13 protein-coding genes are annotated in these 18,953 nt (G+C 50.0%); 11 read left to right on the forward strand and 2 right to left on the reverse strand.

Features of this window, described 5'->3' with window-relative positions:
- Nucleotides 1-2: 2 nt before the first annotated feature.
- The 6 genes from ACW9SV_RS12565 to ACW9SV_RS12590 all read left to right on the forward strand — a co-directional run bounded on the left by ACW9SV_RS12565 (nucleotide 3) and on the right by ACW9SV_RS12590 (nucleotide 9,302).
- A complete protein-coding gene (locus ACW9SV_RS12565) occupies nucleotides 3-416 on the forward strand; it encodes a hypothetical protein (RefSeq protein ID WP_479557114.1) in 414 nt (137 codons plus the stop codon).
- A 3-nt stretch (nucleotides 417-419) separates the two neighbouring features.
- Nucleotides 420-1,871, forward strand: a complete 1,452-nt coding sequence (locus tag ACW9SV_RS12570) for a hypothetical protein (RefSeq protein ID WP_479557115.1) — start codon at nucleotides 420-422, stop codon at nucleotides 1,869-1,871.
- 161 nt (nucleotides 1,872-2,032) lie between these two features.
- Entirely contained in the window at nucleotides 2,033-5,488 is a 3,456-nt protein-coding gene (locus tag ACW9SV_RS12575) for a cell division protein FtsA (RefSeq protein ID WP_479557116.1), read from the forward strand.
- An 83-nt stretch (nucleotides 5,489-5,571) separates the two neighbouring features.
- Entirely contained in the window at nucleotides 5,572-6,627 is a 1,056-nt protein-coding gene (locus ACW9SV_RS12580) for a hypothetical protein (RefSeq protein ID WP_479557117.1), read from the forward strand.
- 260 nt (nucleotides 6,628-6,887) lie between these two features.
- The gene (locus ACW9SV_RS12585; RefSeq protein WP_479557118.1) at nucleotides 6,888-8,639 is read left to right on the forward strand and encodes a hypothetical protein; all 1,752 of its coding nucleotides are present in this window, start codon (nucleotides 6,888-6,890) and stop codon (nucleotides 8,637-8,639) included.
- Nucleotides 8,640-8,642: 3 nt separating this feature from the next.
- Nucleotides 8,643-9,302, forward strand: a complete 660-nt coding sequence (locus tag ACW9SV_RS12590) for a hypothetical protein (protein WP_479557119.1) — start codon at nucleotides 8,643-8,645, stop codon at nucleotides 9,300-9,302.
- Nucleotides 9,303-9,445: 143 nt separating this feature from the next.
- Here the strand turns inward: ACW9SV_RS12590 and ACW9SV_RS12595 are convergent, their stop codons facing one another.
- Entirely contained in the window at nucleotides 9,446-10,540 is a 1,095-nt protein-coding gene (locus tag ACW9SV_RS12595) for a BamA/TamA family outer membrane protein (protein ID WP_479557120.1), read from the reverse strand.
- A 316-nt stretch (nucleotides 10,541-10,856) separates the two neighbouring features.
- Here ACW9SV_RS12595 and ACW9SV_RS12600 point away from each other — a divergent pair, with 316 nt between their 5' ends.
- The 3 genes from ACW9SV_RS12600 to ACW9SV_RS12610 are packed head-to-tail and all read left to right on the forward strand — an operon-like array spanning nucleotide 10,857 to nucleotide 15,007.
- A complete protein-coding gene (locus ACW9SV_RS12600) occupies nucleotides 10,857-11,561 on the forward strand; it encodes an HD domain-containing protein (RefSeq protein WP_479557121.1) in 705 nt (234 codons plus the stop codon).
- 23 nt (nucleotides 11,562-11,584) lie between these two features.
- Complete coding sequence (locus ACW9SV_RS12605) at nucleotides 11,585-13,246, forward strand: M14 family metallopeptidase (RefSeq protein WP_479557122.1); 1,662 nt, start codon at nucleotides 11,585-11,587, stop codon at nucleotides 13,244-13,246.
- A 9-nt stretch (nucleotides 13,247-13,255) separates the two neighbouring features.
- On the forward strand, nucleotides 13,256-15,007 hold the full coding sequence (locus ACW9SV_RS12610) for a M14 family metallopeptidase (protein ID WP_479557123.1): 1,752 nt from the start codon (nucleotides 13,256-13,258) through the stop codon (nucleotides 15,005-15,007).
- Nucleotides 15,008-15,086: 79 nt separating this feature from the next.
- On the opposite strand, the gene ACW9SV_RS12615 is transcribed toward ACW9SV_RS12610, so the two are convergent.
- On the reverse strand, nucleotides 15,087-15,848 hold the full coding sequence (locus ACW9SV_RS12615; protein ID WP_479557124.1) for a hypothetical protein: 762 nt from the start codon (nucleotides 15,846-15,848) through the stop codon (nucleotides 15,087-15,089).
- A gap of 36 nt (nucleotides 15,849-15,884) precedes the next feature.
- On the opposite strand from ACW9SV_RS12615, the gene ACW9SV_RS12620 reads away from it, so the two are divergent.
- Together ACW9SV_RS12620 and gyrA are read left to right on the forward strand one after the other, a co-directional pair.
- Nucleotides 15,885-16,232 carry a hypothetical protein gene (locus ACW9SV_RS12620; RefSeq protein WP_479557125.1) on the forward strand — a complete coding sequence of 116 codons (348 nt, stop codon included), beginning with the start codon at nucleotides 15,885-15,887 and terminating at the stop codon, nucleotides 16,230-16,232.
- Nucleotides 16,233-16,302: 70 nt separating this feature from the next.
- Nucleotides 16,303-18,933, forward strand: a complete 2,631-nt coding sequence (gene gyrA / locus ACW9SV_RS12625) for a DNA gyrase subunit A (RefSeq protein WP_479557126.1) — start codon at nucleotides 16,303-16,305, stop codon at nucleotides 18,931-18,933.
- The last annotated feature ends 20 nt before the right edge of the window (nucleotides 18,934-18,953 follow it).

Raw genomic sequence — 18,953 nt, forward strand, 5'->3', positions numbered from 1 at the left:
GGATGATCCAAAATTTCTTCTCCGGGCTGTATGAGCTTTTCCTGGGCCGACCAATGCCCGCCAACTATACCAATGATTACCGCGAGGTGGTGTTCCCCAACACCGGAATCCAATTGATTTTGATCTCGCTGGCCATGGTCATCCTGTATTATTATGTTTTCAACCGGGTCATGAGCACCGGCTTCTACAAGCCTAAGCACTGGGTCATCATGCTCATCCTCAACGCGGTCATTGCCTTTATTGTGCCTATCATGCAGGTCAGCAACAATGGCGTTGAAACCCATTCCTATACCTACACCTTCGCGCTGGTGAATGCAATCCTCAGCCTGATTCTGTTTTTTGTTTTTTCCCTTCTTTTGAAAAAAGGATCTGTCCAGGCTTGGACAACTCCTATGAAATGGCCTCACACACGTTAAACTATGGCAAAACTTTTTGTATTCGGAATTGGGGGCACTGGCTCCAGGGTAATCCGCTCCCTGGTGATGCTGATGGCCGCTGGTGTCAAGATCAAGAACTGTGATAAGATAGTACCCATCATCATTGACCCCGACACCCAGAACGGGGACATGAACCGCACGGTGGAACTCCTGAAAACCTACAAACACCTGCACGACCAACTGGGCAAACGCGACGAAGGCTTCTTCCACACCAATATCAGCACCTTATCCAGCATCGCCGGCGACGGTTCTTCTAAGATCAGAGATTCTTTTGTGTATGACTTTGGGGGTATAAACAAGCCTTTCAAAGACCATGTAGGCTATAACCAGCTAGACATTGACTCCCAGGCTTTGATAGACCTGCTGTTCACCCCCGAGAACCTGAACAATAGCCTGGATGTGGGGTTCAGAGGCAGTCCTAACGTGGGCAGCGTGGTGTTGAATGAGATCATTGATTCTCCCGAGATGCGTTTCTTTGCCTCCAACTTCCAGGCCGGAGACCGCATCTTCTTCGTGAGTTCCATTTTTGGGGGTACTGGCGCGGCAGGTTTCCCGTTGCTGCTCAAAAACTTCAAAGACGTCCATTCAAAGCTCCCCAATGCCTCTAGCCTGAACTCGGCTTTAACCGGCGCCATGGTAGTGCTGCCGTATTTCTCCCTGGAACAACCAGCCGCTGGGGTGGAAGCTGACTTTATTGATTCCAACACTTTCACCACCAAGGCTAAGGACGCCCTCTCGTATTACCAGAACCACCTGACCGGGGTAAACGCCACTTATTATATCGGTGACACCCCAGACAAACCTTTGGAGAATAATCCAGGCCGGGCCAGCCAAAAGAATGACGCGCATCTGGTGGAATTGCTCAGTGCTTTGTCTATCATTGATTTCATGGACTACACCGATAATGAGCTGACAGGTTCTGCCCTGTACCATGAGTTTGGCTTGCGGGAAGACGTGGACAATGTGCAGTTCTCGCACTTAGATCAGGAAACCCGTGACAAACTGGCCAAGCAACTGATCAAATTCCATTACTTCATGCGTTACTACACCACTTACGTGCCCGAGGACGCGCAGGCGGCTTATGCCAAAGGCGTGGATTTGGCGGGTGCCATGCGCAATGAGCCGGTGTTCAAAGAGTTAAATAAATTCCTCACCAGTCCCGACTTTGGGTATGACTCCTGGCTCAAGGAGTTGAACCGCATGGAGCGTACCTTCTCGGTCTTCCACTTGAACGAGCCAGATTTTAACCGCATGGTTTCTGATAAACAGGTAGAAACCGGCTTCCTGAACAAGGGCATTCACCAGGGCTCCTTTGTGAAAGAATTGAACCGCGCTTCAGAATCTGTCTCAGACCGCGAGGCGTTCAAAGCTACCATCAAGGCTTTTGAAATTGCGACCAACAACTTAGTGGAAGACAAGCTGAAGTATTCCTGATTTCAAGTTTCTGTTTAGGTGCTGTTTTCCTGTAACAAGCCTTAAAGCAGAAGATTGAAACAACCCTCGCTTAGAGGAACAACATAAAAAGAAGAGGCACCCCCGAGACGTAACTGTTTCAGGCCTCTTTAGATAAAAATATCTTTAAAACAGATTGATTTATGCCGAAAGTACTTCGTCTTCATAAAACCGGATCCAACGTGGAAGGTTGGGCAAAGACCAGCCAGATCACCAGCACTGAGATCAAAGACATGGTGGATGGTGCCGGCGGACGGGCCCAGAAGATCAATGCCTCAATACCTACGCCTTTTGCCCGCATGCACCTGTTTGAGACAGCGTTTGACTTTGTGAAGCAAGGGGTGACCAACTCGCAGAACAGCATCTACCATAAATTCGTGACCCATTTCTGGGATCTGTGGGAGCTGCTCTACAACCACCAAAGTTACGCTCAAGGGGGAAACAAAATCGTGATCCGGCGGTGGAACAAGCACCAGCAACTGGCGGCCATGCAGTCAAATCCTAACACCAACCTGCTAGGCAAGACCCTGGAGCTGTTCATGAACGATACCCGGTTCCATGGGGTAGAGGACTTGTTCCTGTTTTACCTGGAGTCTACTTCTCCCCGGGGCGATCGCAGTTTGCAATTACTGGGCGGCACCTCGCCTTTGACGTTCCTGTTTGTGTCACCTAACGTGCAGCCTTTGGCTATCAACCGGGCACAAAACGTGGGCGTGTACTTTGACAACAACTTCATCTCTTTGAATGACCGCGAGCGTGATTTCAAGGAGTACGTGCACAAATTGTTTGTATCCAATCCAGACTACATCCGGGCCTTCCCAGCCGTGTACAATGCCTTAGATGAGCATCTGCTGAAAAGCATCAGCATGTCTGGGGTGGTGGGCCAGAATGCCATTGCCGCTGACTATTTGCCCTTGGTAGATCTGCAGCAGAACCCCGTACACGTAGGGCATCTCACTTTCCTGGTGAAGAAAGACCAGACCGCCGTTACCAGCAGTGATCTGTTTTTAAGACCCACTAACCAGCTTTTCTCCGGCGACCGACCCATTGTGTTGAAGCCCGATTTGCGGTTGGCTCCGCACGTGAAATACGTGAACAACCTGGCTTGGCCAGCGAACACCAATGTTGGGTATTCAGACAGCAAGGAAATTCCGGCCCGATCTCTCCCTGGCGTAGGGTTCAACTACCCGTACCTTACCGTGAATGACCTCTTGCAGGAAACCATAGTACAGGTGCCGTATGAGGTGAACACCGACCGTTTTTACAGCGGAACGGTGCTCTACCAACCTGGGGTGACGGAGAAAGCCTTCAATTACTTGCTGCCGGTGACCAGCCTTTATTTCCAATACTTCACTCCCGAGGATCTTGCCACCCAACTGACGTTTTACGTGGATGTGAACCATGTGCGTGTCACCCTACAGATCCCCACCGAGAAAGGAAATGTGGTGTATGAGCGCAGCTACTATGACAATCCGCTCAACTCCAAAGACGCCCTTGGCGATATCATTCCAGAGAAAGGCCATATCCTGAAATCAAGGGTAGGTGTTGGGGTGTTCCCGTTCTACAAGTTTGTGGATGCGCCTACCTATAACGACTTCTACAAAGTCATGCTGGTAGACGAGGACATTGATCCTTTGCTGGTGAACAGAAGTCATTCATTGACCTTCTACTCCGGCGGAAGACAGTTGGATGCCGGCGGGGGGATCATCTCGGCTACTTCCCAACGGAGAACCAAGAAGACCAACAGCAGTGCTGGAAGTACTTACTACGAGATCAGAGGTACCCACTTTGACTATGCCGAGTTGATTCATTCTGGCGTGGATGTGACCGGCCGGGCCTTGATCGTGCCTAAGTTCCAGGAAATGCACCAGGGCATTCAGAACTTCACCTTTGCCATTGACTTCGGGACTTCTAACACCCACATTGCCTATACCTCCGGGTCAAATCAGCCGCCGCGGGAATTCTCTATCACGGCTAACGACCTGCAAGTAGTAATGCTAAACAAACCTTCAGACGATGCTTCCTTAACCGATTACCAACGGTTCCATAAGCGGGGCTTCGGGCGTTTGTTTGCTGTGGAGACCTTGCTGAAGCGGGAGTTCATTCCTTTGATCATCGGGTCGGGCGGATCGCTGTACTCCTTTCCAACCAGAACCGCCACCTGCGAGTCCATCGACTTTGAAAACCAGATTCCGAGCTTGTTCGGGAACATCAACATCGGATTCTCCATCAATACCGAGGGCACGCACCAGGACCAGTACAAGCAGAACTACCATACTGATCTTAAGTGGAGTGAGACGCTCTCCAATACCGGGAAACGCCGGATTGAAGCGTTTTTCACCGAAATCATGTTGCTCATCAAGAACAAGGTGGTTCTGAACAACGGCAATGTGGCCAATACCAAAGTAGTGTGGTTCGCCCCCCTAAGCTTTGATGATTACTCGCGCAACATGTTCCAGAACGTGTGGGACGGCGTTTACCACTCGGTTTTCAAAAATGGGCGAAATACCGCTTGCATTACGGAATCAGTGGCGCCTTTCTATTATTTGTCAAGAACGGGGGCGGTGGTGCCTAGCCAGGATGAAAACCTGATCAACGTAGACATAGGCGGCGGAACTACGGACGTGCTTTTGTTTACGAACCGGAGACCGTCTCACAGCGCTTCCTTCCGTTTTGCGGGAAATGACTTGTGGGGCGATGGCTTTGCTTCGGTGAAAACCAGCAAAGATAACGGCTTGCTCCAATACGGGGTGGCCCACGTGCTGCAGATTCCACTTACAGAGGAAGGCAAGGAATACAAAAAGTTCCTGGAAACCGCCCTTGATAACCCTGATTTCAGCTCAGCGGATATCACCAGCTTGCTTTTCAGCTATGACCGGGAGTTGCATTACAGCTCGCAATTGCTGCAGGCCCGTCAACTACGCCTGATGTTTTACCTGCATTTCGGCGCGTTGATGTACCACCTGGCGCAGCTTACCCAACAGTTGGGAGCCCAGGTGCCACGCTACATCTGTTTCAGCGGGCAAGGCAGTTTATACATCAAACTGTTGGCTGCCGGCAACAACCTTTCTAACGTGGAGCGCTACGCCAAAACCATCTTCCGGAAGGTGACCGGGCAAGAGGCACCAGCAAACTTCAAACTGGTGTTGGTTGACAATCCGAAGCAGGTTACTGCCAACGGAGGCGCCATGGCGCTGGAAGGAAACAACCTATCGGACCTCACGGATATTCCGATCATGCGCCCAACAGGGGCCGCCACCGGAGAAGATGCCCTGAAACCGGTAAACAAAAGCCAGATTTCCTCCACCATCCGGCAGGAAGTATTGGCCAATGTGATGACCTGCCTGGAAATGCTATTGGACGATGTAGATATTGCACCGTTGATGCGTTCCATGGGTGTGGAGGTGGATCCGCACTGGATCCTTAACTTCATGCGCAACCACATCCAAGACAGCTACACCATGGTGCTGGAGGAAACCCTCCGCGGCCTGTCTGACCGGGAACTGATACCCGAGACGATGTTCTTCATGCCCTTGAAGCAGTCTTTGTACCTGTTGTCTAAAGAACTTTACCAGCAGCAGGTAGGCGCGCTCGTCTAACTTTGATGCCTCAGGTGCCTTATCAATAAAAGCACCTGAGGCTTTTTCTAACCTCATTCATTATCAAAACAAGCATTTACGGTATGGAATATGTACCTCTAATTTTAGGCATTGTGGCCATCATAGTGGCTGCTTTCACCTTTTACAAGGTGAGCGGCATTGTTTACAGAACACAGGCCTTGGAAAGAAAAAACCGCGAGTTGGAAGCCGGTTTGAAGGCCCTAGAAAATCACATCAGAAGGGCAGGTAAAAACCAACAACAGGAGAACCCCCGCCAAGGCAGAGGAAACCAACAAGCGTCTCCGCAGCAGCAGCCTCAAAGAAACCCACAGCAACCACAACAGGAATCCAGAAAGCAACAAGGGCAGCAAGCAGGAAGGGGGCAGCAGACGCCTGACCAACGTCCCCCCCAAACTCAGCCTCAACCACAGCGGAATCAGCAGGAAGGAAGGCAGAAGTTGGAGGGGCAACCCCAACAGGCACGTCAACCCAAAGAACCAAGAGAGCCAAGAGAACCTAGGGAGCAGCGGCCACCGCAGGAGCCCAGAGAGCAACGTCAGCCACAAGAACCTCGGCAGAAACAACCGCAGCAGCAAGCTGCCCAAAACGGAGGAGCCAACCAGACACAGCGCCCACCTCAGCAACAGCCGCAACCGCGTAGAAACGAGAACAGAAGAAGAGAGCCAACTCTCCCAACGGATTTGGAGAGCGCAATGCCGGTCCAACCTGCTCCCGCGGCTACCCTTGGGAGCCAGATTGTAGGAGATGACCTTCTGAGTGAGCTCACCCAACAAGTGGCCCCGCAGCCCGAGGCTCCGGTTAGCCGTACCCGATACGCCATCATCCCGGAAGACGGAACTATCAAGACCCACCACTTGCAGCAGCGCCCCGATTCAGACTCCTACCTTGAAATAGATTCCCCGACCGAAGGAAGCACCACCACCAGCTACCGGTTCAACCTAGGCGGTAATCAGGCTTTTGTTATCTCTCAGGGAATGGACCGTCTGGAAAATGCGTTCTCCTTTGAAAAACCCTCTAACCGGAAGGTAAGCCAGATCATTTTACAGGGAGATGGCCTGTTGGTAAGGACCAGCGGAGGGTGGAAGATTCAGGAAAAAGCCAGAATAGATTTTCGGTAAAATCTTCCTTTAAGCAAGAATAAAGGAACAGCCCTTAAATCAAAGGTAAAGTATCAAGAGTGGAGGAACCATTTTGGACCTGTTTTCTGGTAAACAGTCCCTAAATGGTTCCTCTTCCTTTTCTAGAAACCCGCTACAAAACCGCCTGATTTTTCTTAACTGGAAACACCATCAGGTACCTGCCAGGCTACCACCAAACAGACCTTCGTAAATGAACGGTGGAGTTTCAGAACTGCTTAAATTTGTCATAAATTACACTCATGGAAGGAATATTCATTTTTGAGGCGTTGCTGGTAATCCTGATCATAGGGTACCAATGGCGTGTGTACAAGGCCAACCGAGACAAGATAGAGCGCATTACCAGCCTTTTTCCTCCAAAAGAAAACCTCTCCGTTACCCGCCGTTCCCTTAATGCCAAACAAGCGGAGCCAGTAACCACCAGTTCAGTAGAAAAGCAGTGGGAGAGGTTATTGTACGGAGAGGAGTTCCGGGAATTCTCGCCTACCAACCCGGTGGTGAAAAAGATCATCGCCGTTGACTCAGAGGAACTGCACATTGAGGCGCAGAACGGCGAAACGCCCTTCTACACCATCAACATTGAGAAGTTCAGGCAACTACTCACCAACGGCAACATCTATTTGGTCAGCGCCCAAACCCCAGCTCCTGTTCAGGAAGAAAGAGAGGAAACCAACGTAGACCTAATCGAAGTGCAGGCGCCATCGCCCACGTTCCAGGAAATTAACCAGAGCACAAATGATTACCTGCGCTTAAACAAAGGTGCCGCCGCTGATTTTGATATCCTAAAGGACGTTGCGGAACGGTATGCCGATGCGCAGGACAATGAAGTGCAGTCAACTATAGCCACGCCACTGTACGTGGGTTTGCTGGGAACTTTCTCGGGCGTAATCCTGGGTCTTTCCTCTTTGGTTTGGACAGGCTTAACTAGCAGCACCGATGAAGGCGGCTCCTTTATTACCGACCAGAACATTCCTTCGTTTCTGTTTGGGGTACTCATCGCCATGGCTGGAAGCTTCTTTGGGTTGCTTTTGACCATGGTGGGGAATAATGCGCTTAAAAACGCCCGAAGTGTTCGTGACCGGCATAAAAACGATTACTACACCTTCCTGCAAACCCATCTGCTGCCCAAGCTGAACTCAGATATGTCGGCTAGTCTAGGGAATCTTAAATCAGTGTTGGACTCCTTCAACAAAGACTTTCTGGACAAGATCTTAGGCTTCCGCCCAATTGTGGAGACGCTGACGGATAACATCAGCACGCAGAAAGAATTCATCCAGAAGCTGGACCAGATTGGGTTCACCCAAATGGCCAATGCCAACCTGCAGGTTTTTGATAAGATCAAGGAAAGCGAGCGCCTGTTCCAAAACTTCCTGCAGTACCAGGAGGCCTTGAATGAATCTGTTAGGAAAGGAGGAGAGCTGACCCAGAACATCACGCAGGTGTTAAACCGACTCACCAAATTGCAGGAGGGCTTTGACCAGGTGCCGGGCTATTTGCAGCACCATGACGAGTCCATTCAACGACAGATCAACTTCTTCTCCCGCCACGAAGAAGAACTGGACACCATTGCCAACCGCACCGAGCAGTACTTTGACAAAGCAGCCCTCCGGTTAACCGACCTGATGGAGGCCCGCCTGCAACACCAGGAACGCGACGCGCAGAATGCTTATGAAAAGTGGCAGGAGCATTTCAGGAGGCTCAACGAGGATAACCTATACCAGCGCATCCTGGACTACATGCGTCCGTTTGAAACGCTGGCTCCCCAGCAAGATCACCTGAACCGGCAGCAACTGGACCTGGCCCAGGAGATCAAGAACACCAATGAACGCCTGCTCCGCAAAATAGATATCGACACCGAGATCCAGCAGAAGTTACTGCAGCAATTAGCGGTGCTCAACGCCAACGTGGAGAAAAGCATGGAGCCAGGCGCCATCAAAGCTGCCTTGGGCAGAATCTTCGGTTCTGGGCAAAACAACGGCCGTAAGTTGAGGTAAGAGATGAACAAAGACAACAAAGATTTCTTCTGGCCCAGCTATGTAGACCTCATGACGGCGCTGTTCCTGATCATGCTGGTACTCTTTGTCTTGAGCTTTAAGATGTTCACCGACAAAGCATCTGAAAACCGCCGCAACATTGCGCGCCTGCAGGTGGAAGTACAGGAGAAACGCAAACTAGATGAGATTAAAGCCGCCCTTTCTCGCCTGGACAGCCGATACTTTCAGTACAACGCGAAGTACAAACGACACGAGCTGCTGGTGGACGTGTTGTTTGACCAAAGCAGCGCTACCATTCCGCAACGTTCACTGGCACCGCTCCGCCGGGCGGGGGAAGAATTGAGCAAAGTCATCAACTCCGTGAAAGGGTCCGATGTGAAATACCTTATTGTAATTGATGGGCGGGCAGCCAGTTTTCCCCGTGGAGATTCTAGAAACATTACCCAACGGGAATACGCCCTGGAGCTGAGCTACAAACGCGCACTTTCTTTGCTGCAGTTCTGGCGAAATGCCGGCATCAAATTCCCGAAAGAACGGATAGAACTCATTGCCTCTGGAAGCGGATTTGAAGGCGCAGGACGTACCGGGGATGTGCGGGACCGCAGGTTCGTCATCCAGATTTTACCTAAAGTGGGTACCTTGGAGACGAGAAAGGTTAACTGATATTTCGCTAGCTTCTAGATACTTGCCAATTTATACTGAAGGATAGATTAAGGTTCTTTCACCAGAACCATGATAATAACGAAAGCCGCTGCTAAGGTTATAGCAGCGGCTTTCGTTTAAAGGCTTCTTTTTACTTAACGTGCTTAAAACGCTTCTGAGAAAGCAAAGTAGAGGTACATGCCTTGGTCTGAGAACGCTACGTCGCCCCGTACAACCATGCCTTCGTTGTTCAACTTATACCGGATTCCGCCTCCGCCTGATAAGTGGAATTTATCCAAACCAAAATCGGGGATGCGGCGAGATACCTGACCGGCCCCGCCAAAAACGGCTCCTCCAATTCTCCAGAACAAAGGGAACCGGTAATCAGCCTGGAAAACCAAGGCATCTTCCTCTCTGAAACGTCCTTCCAAAAAGCCCCGCATCACGTTGACCCCGCCCAAAGTGGAAAGGAACTGAAAGGGGGCATCACCGGTGGTAAACGTAAAAAGCCCTTGCACCGCCAATACCCCAGGGCCAATGCCCGATTGGTATTTGCGCAGATCCAGTCGGTAGCGGTTGAAATTGGTCTCTCCGCCCAGGAATTTATGGAACACCATGGTGGAGAATTGATGGTACGAACCTTTGGAGGGAGTGAACAAATTATCACGGCTGTCAAAGATCAAGACAGGGCCAAGGCCTGAGGAAGTAGTACCTTCACTTCCCAAAATGTATTTCTGGGCTAGTTCGCCCTCGGGATCCACCTCGGGGATGGTCTCCCGCTTGAACTCATACCTTCCGCCCAGGTACACATTCTTCAAAATTCTGTGCTCGTACTGCGTATTGAAGTTGATGGTGCGGCTGGTGTAGGCCTCCTCGGCATCATCCGGTGATTCGTTCCCCAACCCGAAGAAGAAATATGGATAATCATTGTACTCCACGGTAGCCTGTAAGTGCTGGGCATTATGGTTGCGCCAAACATCGGCATTGAAGGAGGTCAATATTTGCTTTCGCGTGGTATAGACCAAAGTAGGCGAAAAAACGGTGGGCCGGTCAGAGGGCAGGTGGCCGGCTGGCTTGCGGTAATAAATAGGTTTCACCCCAAATCCGAACTGCGTCTCGGGTGTGTAGTACGCCACAGGATAGACCGTCAACCGCTTGATGGGCTTGGCCACGGAGTCGGGGGAGGTTTCTACTGGCGTTTGGGCCAAGGACGCAAAGCTCATCGCCAGGAATAACAGTATAGGTAGTTTTGTTTTCAAAGGATTTCAAATTAGCTGTCTGCGCCTCTATACGTTTTATTCAGAAAATAATATGTATAAATACCTCTTTATAATCAACTTAAATGAAGTTTTCAGGCCCAAATCGACTTAAACCTTAATCACGTAGTTCTACTTAGAGCTTTAACGGTAAATACCTAAGAGGCAAAAAGGGGTAAAGTGCAACTTGGTTTTCTAAGAAAGTCTCCACTCTTCGCCTTTTCGCTTCTTTTTCAGAAAACCCACAAAAAGCAGGAATGTACCTTTGTGAACGCCTTTGAGGAGCGGGGCTTTGCAGATTTTTGACTAGTTTTCGGGCATGAAGGCAGAAGAACTGGTGGCAAGGACGGCCCAACACGTAGAAAAATTATTTACCGGCGAAGGCTCCGGCCATGATTGGTGGCACATAAAACGGGTTTGGCAGAATGCCTTGCTCATAGGAAGAAAAGAACAGGTAGATCTTGGTTTGGTTCAGCTAGGAGCCCTGCTCCATGACATAGCCGATTGGAAATTCCATAACGGCGACGAGGAAGCGGGACCCAGAGCAGCCCGGGAATGGCTCCAAACACATAGAGCCTCAGACAGCCTGATAGAGAACGTTTGCCAGATCATAAGGGAAGTTACTTTCAAAGGAGCCGGAGTTGACACAACGCCATCGTCTTTAGAAGCCAAAGTGGTGCAGGACGCGGATCGGTTAGATGCCATTGGGGCCATAGGAATTGGCAGGGCTTTTGCCTACGGTGGGCACAAAGGACGGGAGATGTACCATCCGGGTGTGGAGCCGCAGTTACACGCGTCTTTTGAGGAGTACAAGAAAAATCAGGCACCCACGCTGAACCACTTTTATGAGAAGCTTTTTCTGTTAAAAGACCGGTTCTCCACCGTAACCGGGCAGCAATTAGCGCAGGATAGGCATGCCTTTATGCAACAGTTTGTAGAGCGCTTCCTTTCTGAGTGGCACGGCGAAGAAACGCTACCCGCCGCCTTCCTGCTAAATGAGACAACTTCCGCTAAAAACCTTTAGGTTTTCGTTTCAAGTACCTTTTCATGAACAAGAGATTAAAAGCTGCCTTGCTGGGGATCACGTTATCTGGCATCAGCACGTTGGCAATGGCCCAGCGCGATTACCAAAACTATGAGCAACTCACCGCCCGGTTACAGAAGCTGAGTACCCGGTACAGCAAACTGGTATCGCTCACTACCGTTGGTAAAACTGCCACCGGTAAGGAAATCTGGATGCTAACCATGGGGCGTGACAACGCTGCGAACAAACCCGCCATAGTGGTGGCCGCGGGAGTGGAGGGCACCCAGCTAGCCACCACCGAGCTGGCCGTGCAAATGGCCGAGCAGATGCTGCAAGGCGCCGTTTTACAAGACTCAGTTCGCGAGTTACTTCAAAGCAAAACCTTCTATATCTTTCCCAACCTCAACCCTGATGCCTCTGAGCAATACCATGAGAAGTTGCGGTGGGAACGTTCTGGAAATGCCCAGCCTATAGACGATGACCGGGACGGCCGTATGTTTGAGGACCCTTACGAAGACCTGAACAAAGACGGACTTATTACCTTGATGCGGGTCAAGAACCCCACCGGCTCTTACCGTCCAGCCAAGGAAGACCCCAGGGTTATGGTGAAGGCCGATGTCTCTAAAGGGGAAAAAGGAGAGTACCTGCTCTTTACCGAAGGCATTGACAACGACAAAGACGGCAAATGGAACGAGGACCCCGAAGGCGGCGTGATGTTCAATCGGAATTTCACTTTCAACTACCCTTATTTCCAGGAAGGAGCTGGCGAACACCCCATCTCTGAACGGGAAACCAAAGCGTTTGCTGATTTCATGTACGAAGCCAAGAACGTGTATGCAGTCTTTGTCTTCGGCCCAGCCAACACCTTAACAGAACCTTTGCGTTATGATAGAGGGAAAGCCTCTGCCCGGATAGTGACTGGGTTGCTGGAGAAAGATGCCGCGGTAAATGACCAGATCTCCAAGTTGTACAACAGCGCAACCGGTTTAAAGAATGCCCCGAAGGTTGCTCCCTCCGGCGGCGACGTGCTGCAATGGGCGTATTTCCATTACGGAAGGTTCAGCTACAGCACCCCCGGTTGGTGGACGCCCAAAGTGGAAGCGTCTAAGGATACCACCGGTGGGAAAGCGCCTCAACTGCCCTCAGAGCATGACGATGTCAACTTTCTGCGCTGGGCCGAAGCCAATGACATGGCTGGAACCTTCGTGAACTGGAAACAAATCAAACATCCAGATTTCCCAGACCAGGTGGTAGAGATTGGCGGATTAGCTCCTTACGTGAAGCAGACGCCGCCGGTCCGTACCCTAGGTCCCATTGCCCAGAAGCACTTTCAGTTCTTTTCGGCGTACGCCAAGTGGATGCCATCCATCCAGATTGTGAACATCACCTCAGAGAAGGTAGCCGGAGGACTCACCCGCATTACCGCAGACGTATACAACCAAGGGTCTTTACCAACTCATTCCGAAATTGGCGACCGAACCAGGTGGGTGCAGAAAGTGAAGGTGACTCTGCAGTTAAGCGAAAACCAGAAAATCGTATCGGGGAACAAAATACAGCTTAGTAACGCGCTGGCGGGTGGCGAGAAATTCCAGGTTTCCTGGCTGGTGAATGGCAAAGGCTATGTCTCTATTCTGGCTAACAGCCCCACTGCCGGTAAACAGGCCAAAGAAGTGTACCTACGCTAGCTTTTAGTCATGAAGAAAAGAATTTTATCTATAGCTTTCTTGTCATCTAGCCTGTTTTTAGGGCAAATTCGTGAAACGAAGGCCCAAACGGCAGACCAGGTTTTCAGGGCCGCTGGCACTCCGCATAACCCCAAAGTAAACGTTAGCTGGAACCGGTACTATGACTATGACGGCCTCACCGAGATTTGCGCCCAATTAGCCAAAGCATACCCAGACTTGGTGAAATTGGAAACCATAGGTGATTCCTACGAAGGCCGGAGAATCTGGGCACTCACCATTTCCGACTTTAAAACAGGAGACCCTGACCGGAAACCCGCCATGTACATTGATGGCAACATCCACTCCAATGAAATACAAGGCTCAGAATTTGCTTTGTACACGGCCTGGTACCTGGTAGAAAATTATCAGGATAACCGTTTTATTCAGGAATTACTGCAGCAGAAAACGTTTTACATCATCCCTACCATCAACCCAGATGCGCGCGATAACTTCATGCACAAACCCAACACGGCCCATTCCCCGCGTTCGGGCATGATTCCCTTGGATGATGATGGTGACGGGCTCGTGGACGAAGACCAGCCCGATGATCTGAATAAAGACGGCAACATTACCTTCATGCGCCGCAAATCACCCAACGGACGTTACGTGGTAGACCCTCAGAACCCCTTGCGCCTTATCCCTGCTAAGCCAGACCAACCCGGAGAGTATGAGTTGTTGGGGTACGAAGGTTTAGACAATGACGGTGACGGGAAAGTAAACGAAGACCCGCCCGGGTACTATGACCCTAACCGGGACTGGGGTTGGAATTGGCAGCCAGACTACATTCAGCGCGGAGCCTACAAATATCCTTTTTCCATCCCAGAAAACCGGGCCATCAAGGATTTTGTCTTGCGCCACCCCAACATTGCCGGGGCCCAGAGTTACCACAACAACGGGGGAATGATCCTTCGGGGACCAGGAGCAGATGAAGACCAGAACACCTACAACCGGGAAGATAACCAGGTATATGACCTTTTAGGCAAATATGCCGAGCAGGTCATACCAGGCTACACCTACATGGTGGTGTACAAAGACCTGTACTCAGCCTTCGGGGGAGAACTGGATTGGTTTCACGGGGCCAGGGGAATCTTCACCTTCTCCAATGAACTAATGTCTCCTTACCTGCAATTTGACCGGAAAACAGCCACGGGACCTGAGCGGGAGCAGGAGCAGTACGACTTCAATAAAATGCTGTTATTCAACGATGCCTTTGTAGAATGGACCGAGTTTGACCACCCAACTTACGGCAAAATTGAAATAGGAGGGTTTAAGAAAAACTACCCAAGGGCCCACCCTGGCTTTTTACTGGAAGAAGACGCTCACCGGAACATGGCGTTCACAGTCTACCAAGCCTACCAGTTGCCTCAATTGGTGATCCAGGACGTGATCACCAAGAAACTCTCTAACGGGTTAACGGAAGTGACCGCCACCGTGGCTAATACGCGCATTATCCCAACCCACTCTAGCCAGGATCTTAAATTCCGGATTGAACGGCCAGACTATATTTCCCTTAGAGATTCCACGGTGGTGGCAGGCATGATTCTGGAAAACGCTGACTTAAACCTGGGCAAAGAGCAGAAGCTGAGTCCCCACCGCTTAGAGATACCGAACATTCCGGGAATGGGCTTTGTAAAAGTTCGGTGGATTGTAAACGCCAATAAGCCCAATCTGCTGCTGGAAGTTGACAGCCGAAAAGGTGGTGTGGTGAGCAGACGTTTTTAATAGATTTTCTAAAATATAGACCTAAAACAGAAAGAACGGTACTTCAAGACCGCCCTTTCTGTTTAAACATGACAAGGTCCTACAAGGTCTGGTAGTAACTAACCACTTTGATCAAATCGGCTTCAGAAGACATGGCTAGCTTCTGGCTAGAAATGTACGCCTTCAGTTTGTCTGCTTGCTCAGGGAAAGCTTCCAGCACAGATTTCTTATTCAATTTCACGCGTTGCATTTTATCTTTGGCCACCACGTAATAATGGGTTTCATCTACCAGTTCATCGTAGGTTTGTCCAGTGCTGTAAGGACCTTTGAAGTTGGCGTCAATTTTCTTTTTAGCCACCCTTTTCACCAAAGAGGTTTTACCAGCCGCATCACTGTACAAGACTCCAAAGAAGGCGTCCCGGAGGTTAGGATCCAAGGCTTGGGCCTCTTTGAAACGCTTGAACTTAATTGGACCGCTACCAGGCACCTCTAGGTCAAAGGAAAGAATAGGGGAAGTGCCAAACTGAAGCGTATCCTTCGTTTGCGGAAGCACAGCCATTAACAAGTTAGAGTAGGTGTCATACTTTAACTGCAAACCGGTATATGTCTCGGTTTTGCCTGTATTTCCTACTTTCATCTCCAACGAACCAGGCACCCACACATCAATGAAATAGGGGCTACCTTTCACCCCCTGATACCGATTGTCAAATAATCTTACATTGGCGTCTCCCCGGGTTGTTAGAGCCTGCAGGTTCATTTGGGCGGCTGCTCCTTGCGGAGGAGTGTTTTGGGCGTAAGCCGCGGTGGAGGTTAAAACCGCAGCAGCAAAAAGGGAAGTTAGTTTTCCGTTAAGGGCACTCATTTTGGTAAGTTAGGTGAAAGGTAGTAAGCCTTACTAATGTATGATTTTTCTAGGAATAAGCAAAAAACGGCAGAGCAAGCTGCAGAATTAGTTTATTTTGTGACAGAACTTCTATCACCCTTTGTCATGGATAATATTATTAAAAAAAGTGCCTTGTCGCTTTTAATGGTTGCCTCTAGTGTTCTTGCCTTTTCCTGTAGACCTGCCTGCCCCATCAATTCCTGTCAAACCCGCATGGTCCACCGCCACGGCGAAGGTGAATACCGGGGCATGCCCTGGTATAAAAAACAGAATCCCAGAATAGGCGAAAAGCTTCAGAAGCCCTCCAAAGAAATGCAGAAGGAACTGGACGGAAAGAGTGGCCGCAAGAAGTCTAAAAATTAGCAAATCACTATCTTTTTTCGTAAATTGCAGGCTTACAAATAGTACAAATTTTAAGCTCTATTGAAGTAAAATGGCAGAAAACGAGCGGATAATTCCCATAAACATAGAAGATGAAATGCGCGGGGCGTACATTGACTATTCAATGTCCGTTATCATTTCCCGGGCCCTTCCGGATGTGCGAGATGGTCTCAAACCAGTGCACCGCCGCGTGTTGTATGGGATGTCTGAATTGGGTGTTTCCTATAACAAAGCATACAAGAAGTCGGCCAGGATTGTAGGAGAGGTGTTGGGTAAATACCACCCCCACGGTGACTCCTCTGTGTACGACACCATGGTCCGGATGGCCCAGCCTTGGTCGCTTCGGTACCCATTGGTAGACGGACAGGGTAACTTTGGATCCATTGACGGTGACTCACCGGCGGCCATGCGTTATACCGAAGCCCGCCTGAAGCGGATTGCCGATGAGCTCCTAGCCGACCTGGAGAAAAACACCGTTGATTTTGTTCCCAACTTTGACGACTCTTTAAAAGAGCCAAGTGTTTTCCCGGCAAAATTCCCAAACCTGCTGGTAAACGGAACCTCTGGTATTGCGGTAGGGATGGCCACCAACATGGCGCCCCACAACCTGACAGAGGTAGTGAACGGCACCATCGCCTTTATTGATGACCCAGAGATTTCCGTGGCAGATCTGATGAAGTATATCACTGCGCCAGATTTCCCTACAGGCGGTATCATCTTCGGGTATGACGGTGTGAAATCTGCGATGGAAACCGGTCGTGGCCGCGTCATCGTGCGAGCAAAAGCCGTCATTGAGACAAACAAAAACGGCAAAGACCAGATCATCGTTACCGAGATCCCTTACATGGTGAACAAGGCGGCGATGATTGAGAAAACCGCGGCGCTTATCAACGAAAAGAAAATAGAGGGCATCTCTGACCTACGTGATGAGTCTGACCGCGAGGGTCTCCGCATTGTGTATGACCTTAAGCGTGACGCTGTAGCTAACGTAGTCTTGAACAATCTATTCAAGTACACACAGCTGCAATCTTCTTTCGGGGTGAACAACGTGGCTCTGGTGGGTGGGCGTCCTATGACGCTGAACCTGAAAGACCTGATCAAGCACTTCGTAGATCACCGTCATGAAGTGGTGATCCGGAGAACCGAATTTGAACTGGAGGAAGCCCGCAAGCGCGCGCACATCCTGGAAGGTTTATTGATTGCCTTAGATAACCTGGATGAGGTCATTAACCTGATTCGCTCTTCAAGAGACCCTGAGATTGCGAGAACCGGTTTGATTGAACGATTCCAGTTATCAGACATCCAAGCGAGAGCTATTCTGGAGATGCGTTTACAGCGTCTGACTGGTCTGGAGCGCGATAAGATTATCAAAGAATACCAGGAAATCAAAGAACTGATTGACTACCTGACGCAAGTCCTGGCTGATGAAGGTTTGAGAATGAACATCATCAAGCAGGAATTAACTGATATCCGGGACCGTTATGGTGATGAGCGCCGCACCGCCATTGAAATGGTGTCCAGCGACATCTCCCTGGAAGACATGATCCCAGATGAGAACATGGTGATCACCATCTCGCATGAGGGTTACGTGAAAAGAACGCCTTTGACCGAGTACCGCAGCCAAAGCCGGGGCGGGGTGGGTTCCAGAGGGGCCGCTACTTCCAAGCAGGATGACTTCACAGAGCACTTATTTATCGCGAGCACGCACAACTACCTCCTTATCTTTACGGAGTCTGGTAAAGTATTCTGGTTGAAGGTGTACGAAGTACCAGAAGGAGGTAAGACTACCAAAGGACGTGCCATCCAGAACCTTATCAACATTGAGAAAGATGACAAGGTACGGGCAGTAATCAATGTGAGTGGTCTCAAGAACCCAGACTATGTCCTGAACAATTATCTGGTGTTCTGTACCGAGCAAGGTACCATCAAGAAAACTCCGTTGGAGGCCTATTCTAGACCAAGACAAGCCGGTATCCAGGCCATTACCATCAACGAAGGCGACCGCTTACTGGATGTACAGTTAACCAATGGTGCAAACGACGTGATCATTGCTCTGCGTTCTGGCCGTGCCGTAAGATTCAACGAAGAGAAAGTACGTACCATGGGCCGTACCGCTGCTGGGGTTAGAGGGGTGACACTGGCCGGAGAAGAAGATAAAGTAGTTGGTATGGTTTGTGTACATAACCCAGACACCAACTTACTGGTAGTTTCTGAGAAGGGCTTTGGTAAGAGATCATCTCTGGATGAATACCGCATCACCAACCGTGGTGGTAAAGGGGTGAAAACCCTGAACGTGACCGAAAAAACCGGGCACTTAGTAGCCATCATGGGCGTTATTGATACGGATGACCTTATGATCATCAACCGTTCCGGAATCACTATCCGGTTACGCGTGGCTGATCTTCGGGTGATAGGTAGGGTATCGCAAGGGGTAAGACTGATTAGGCTGAATGAAGGAGATGAAATTTCATCAGTTGCAAAAATTGAGGCTGACGACAAGGCGGAGGTTGCCATCAGTGAGGCTGACTTGCCAGTGGCAGAATTACCGCTGGATGAAGCGCTGAACCCCGAAGATATGATTGATCCGATAGAGGACGATGAGGATTTTGAGGAAGAAGACGAGGTAATTGACCCAGAAACATCCAATGACCTCTTGGACCCAAATACCTTGAGTGAGAACTAATTTTAGGATCTTCTAGTTTA

The organism is Rufibacter sp. JT20002 (assembly GCF_056491185.1).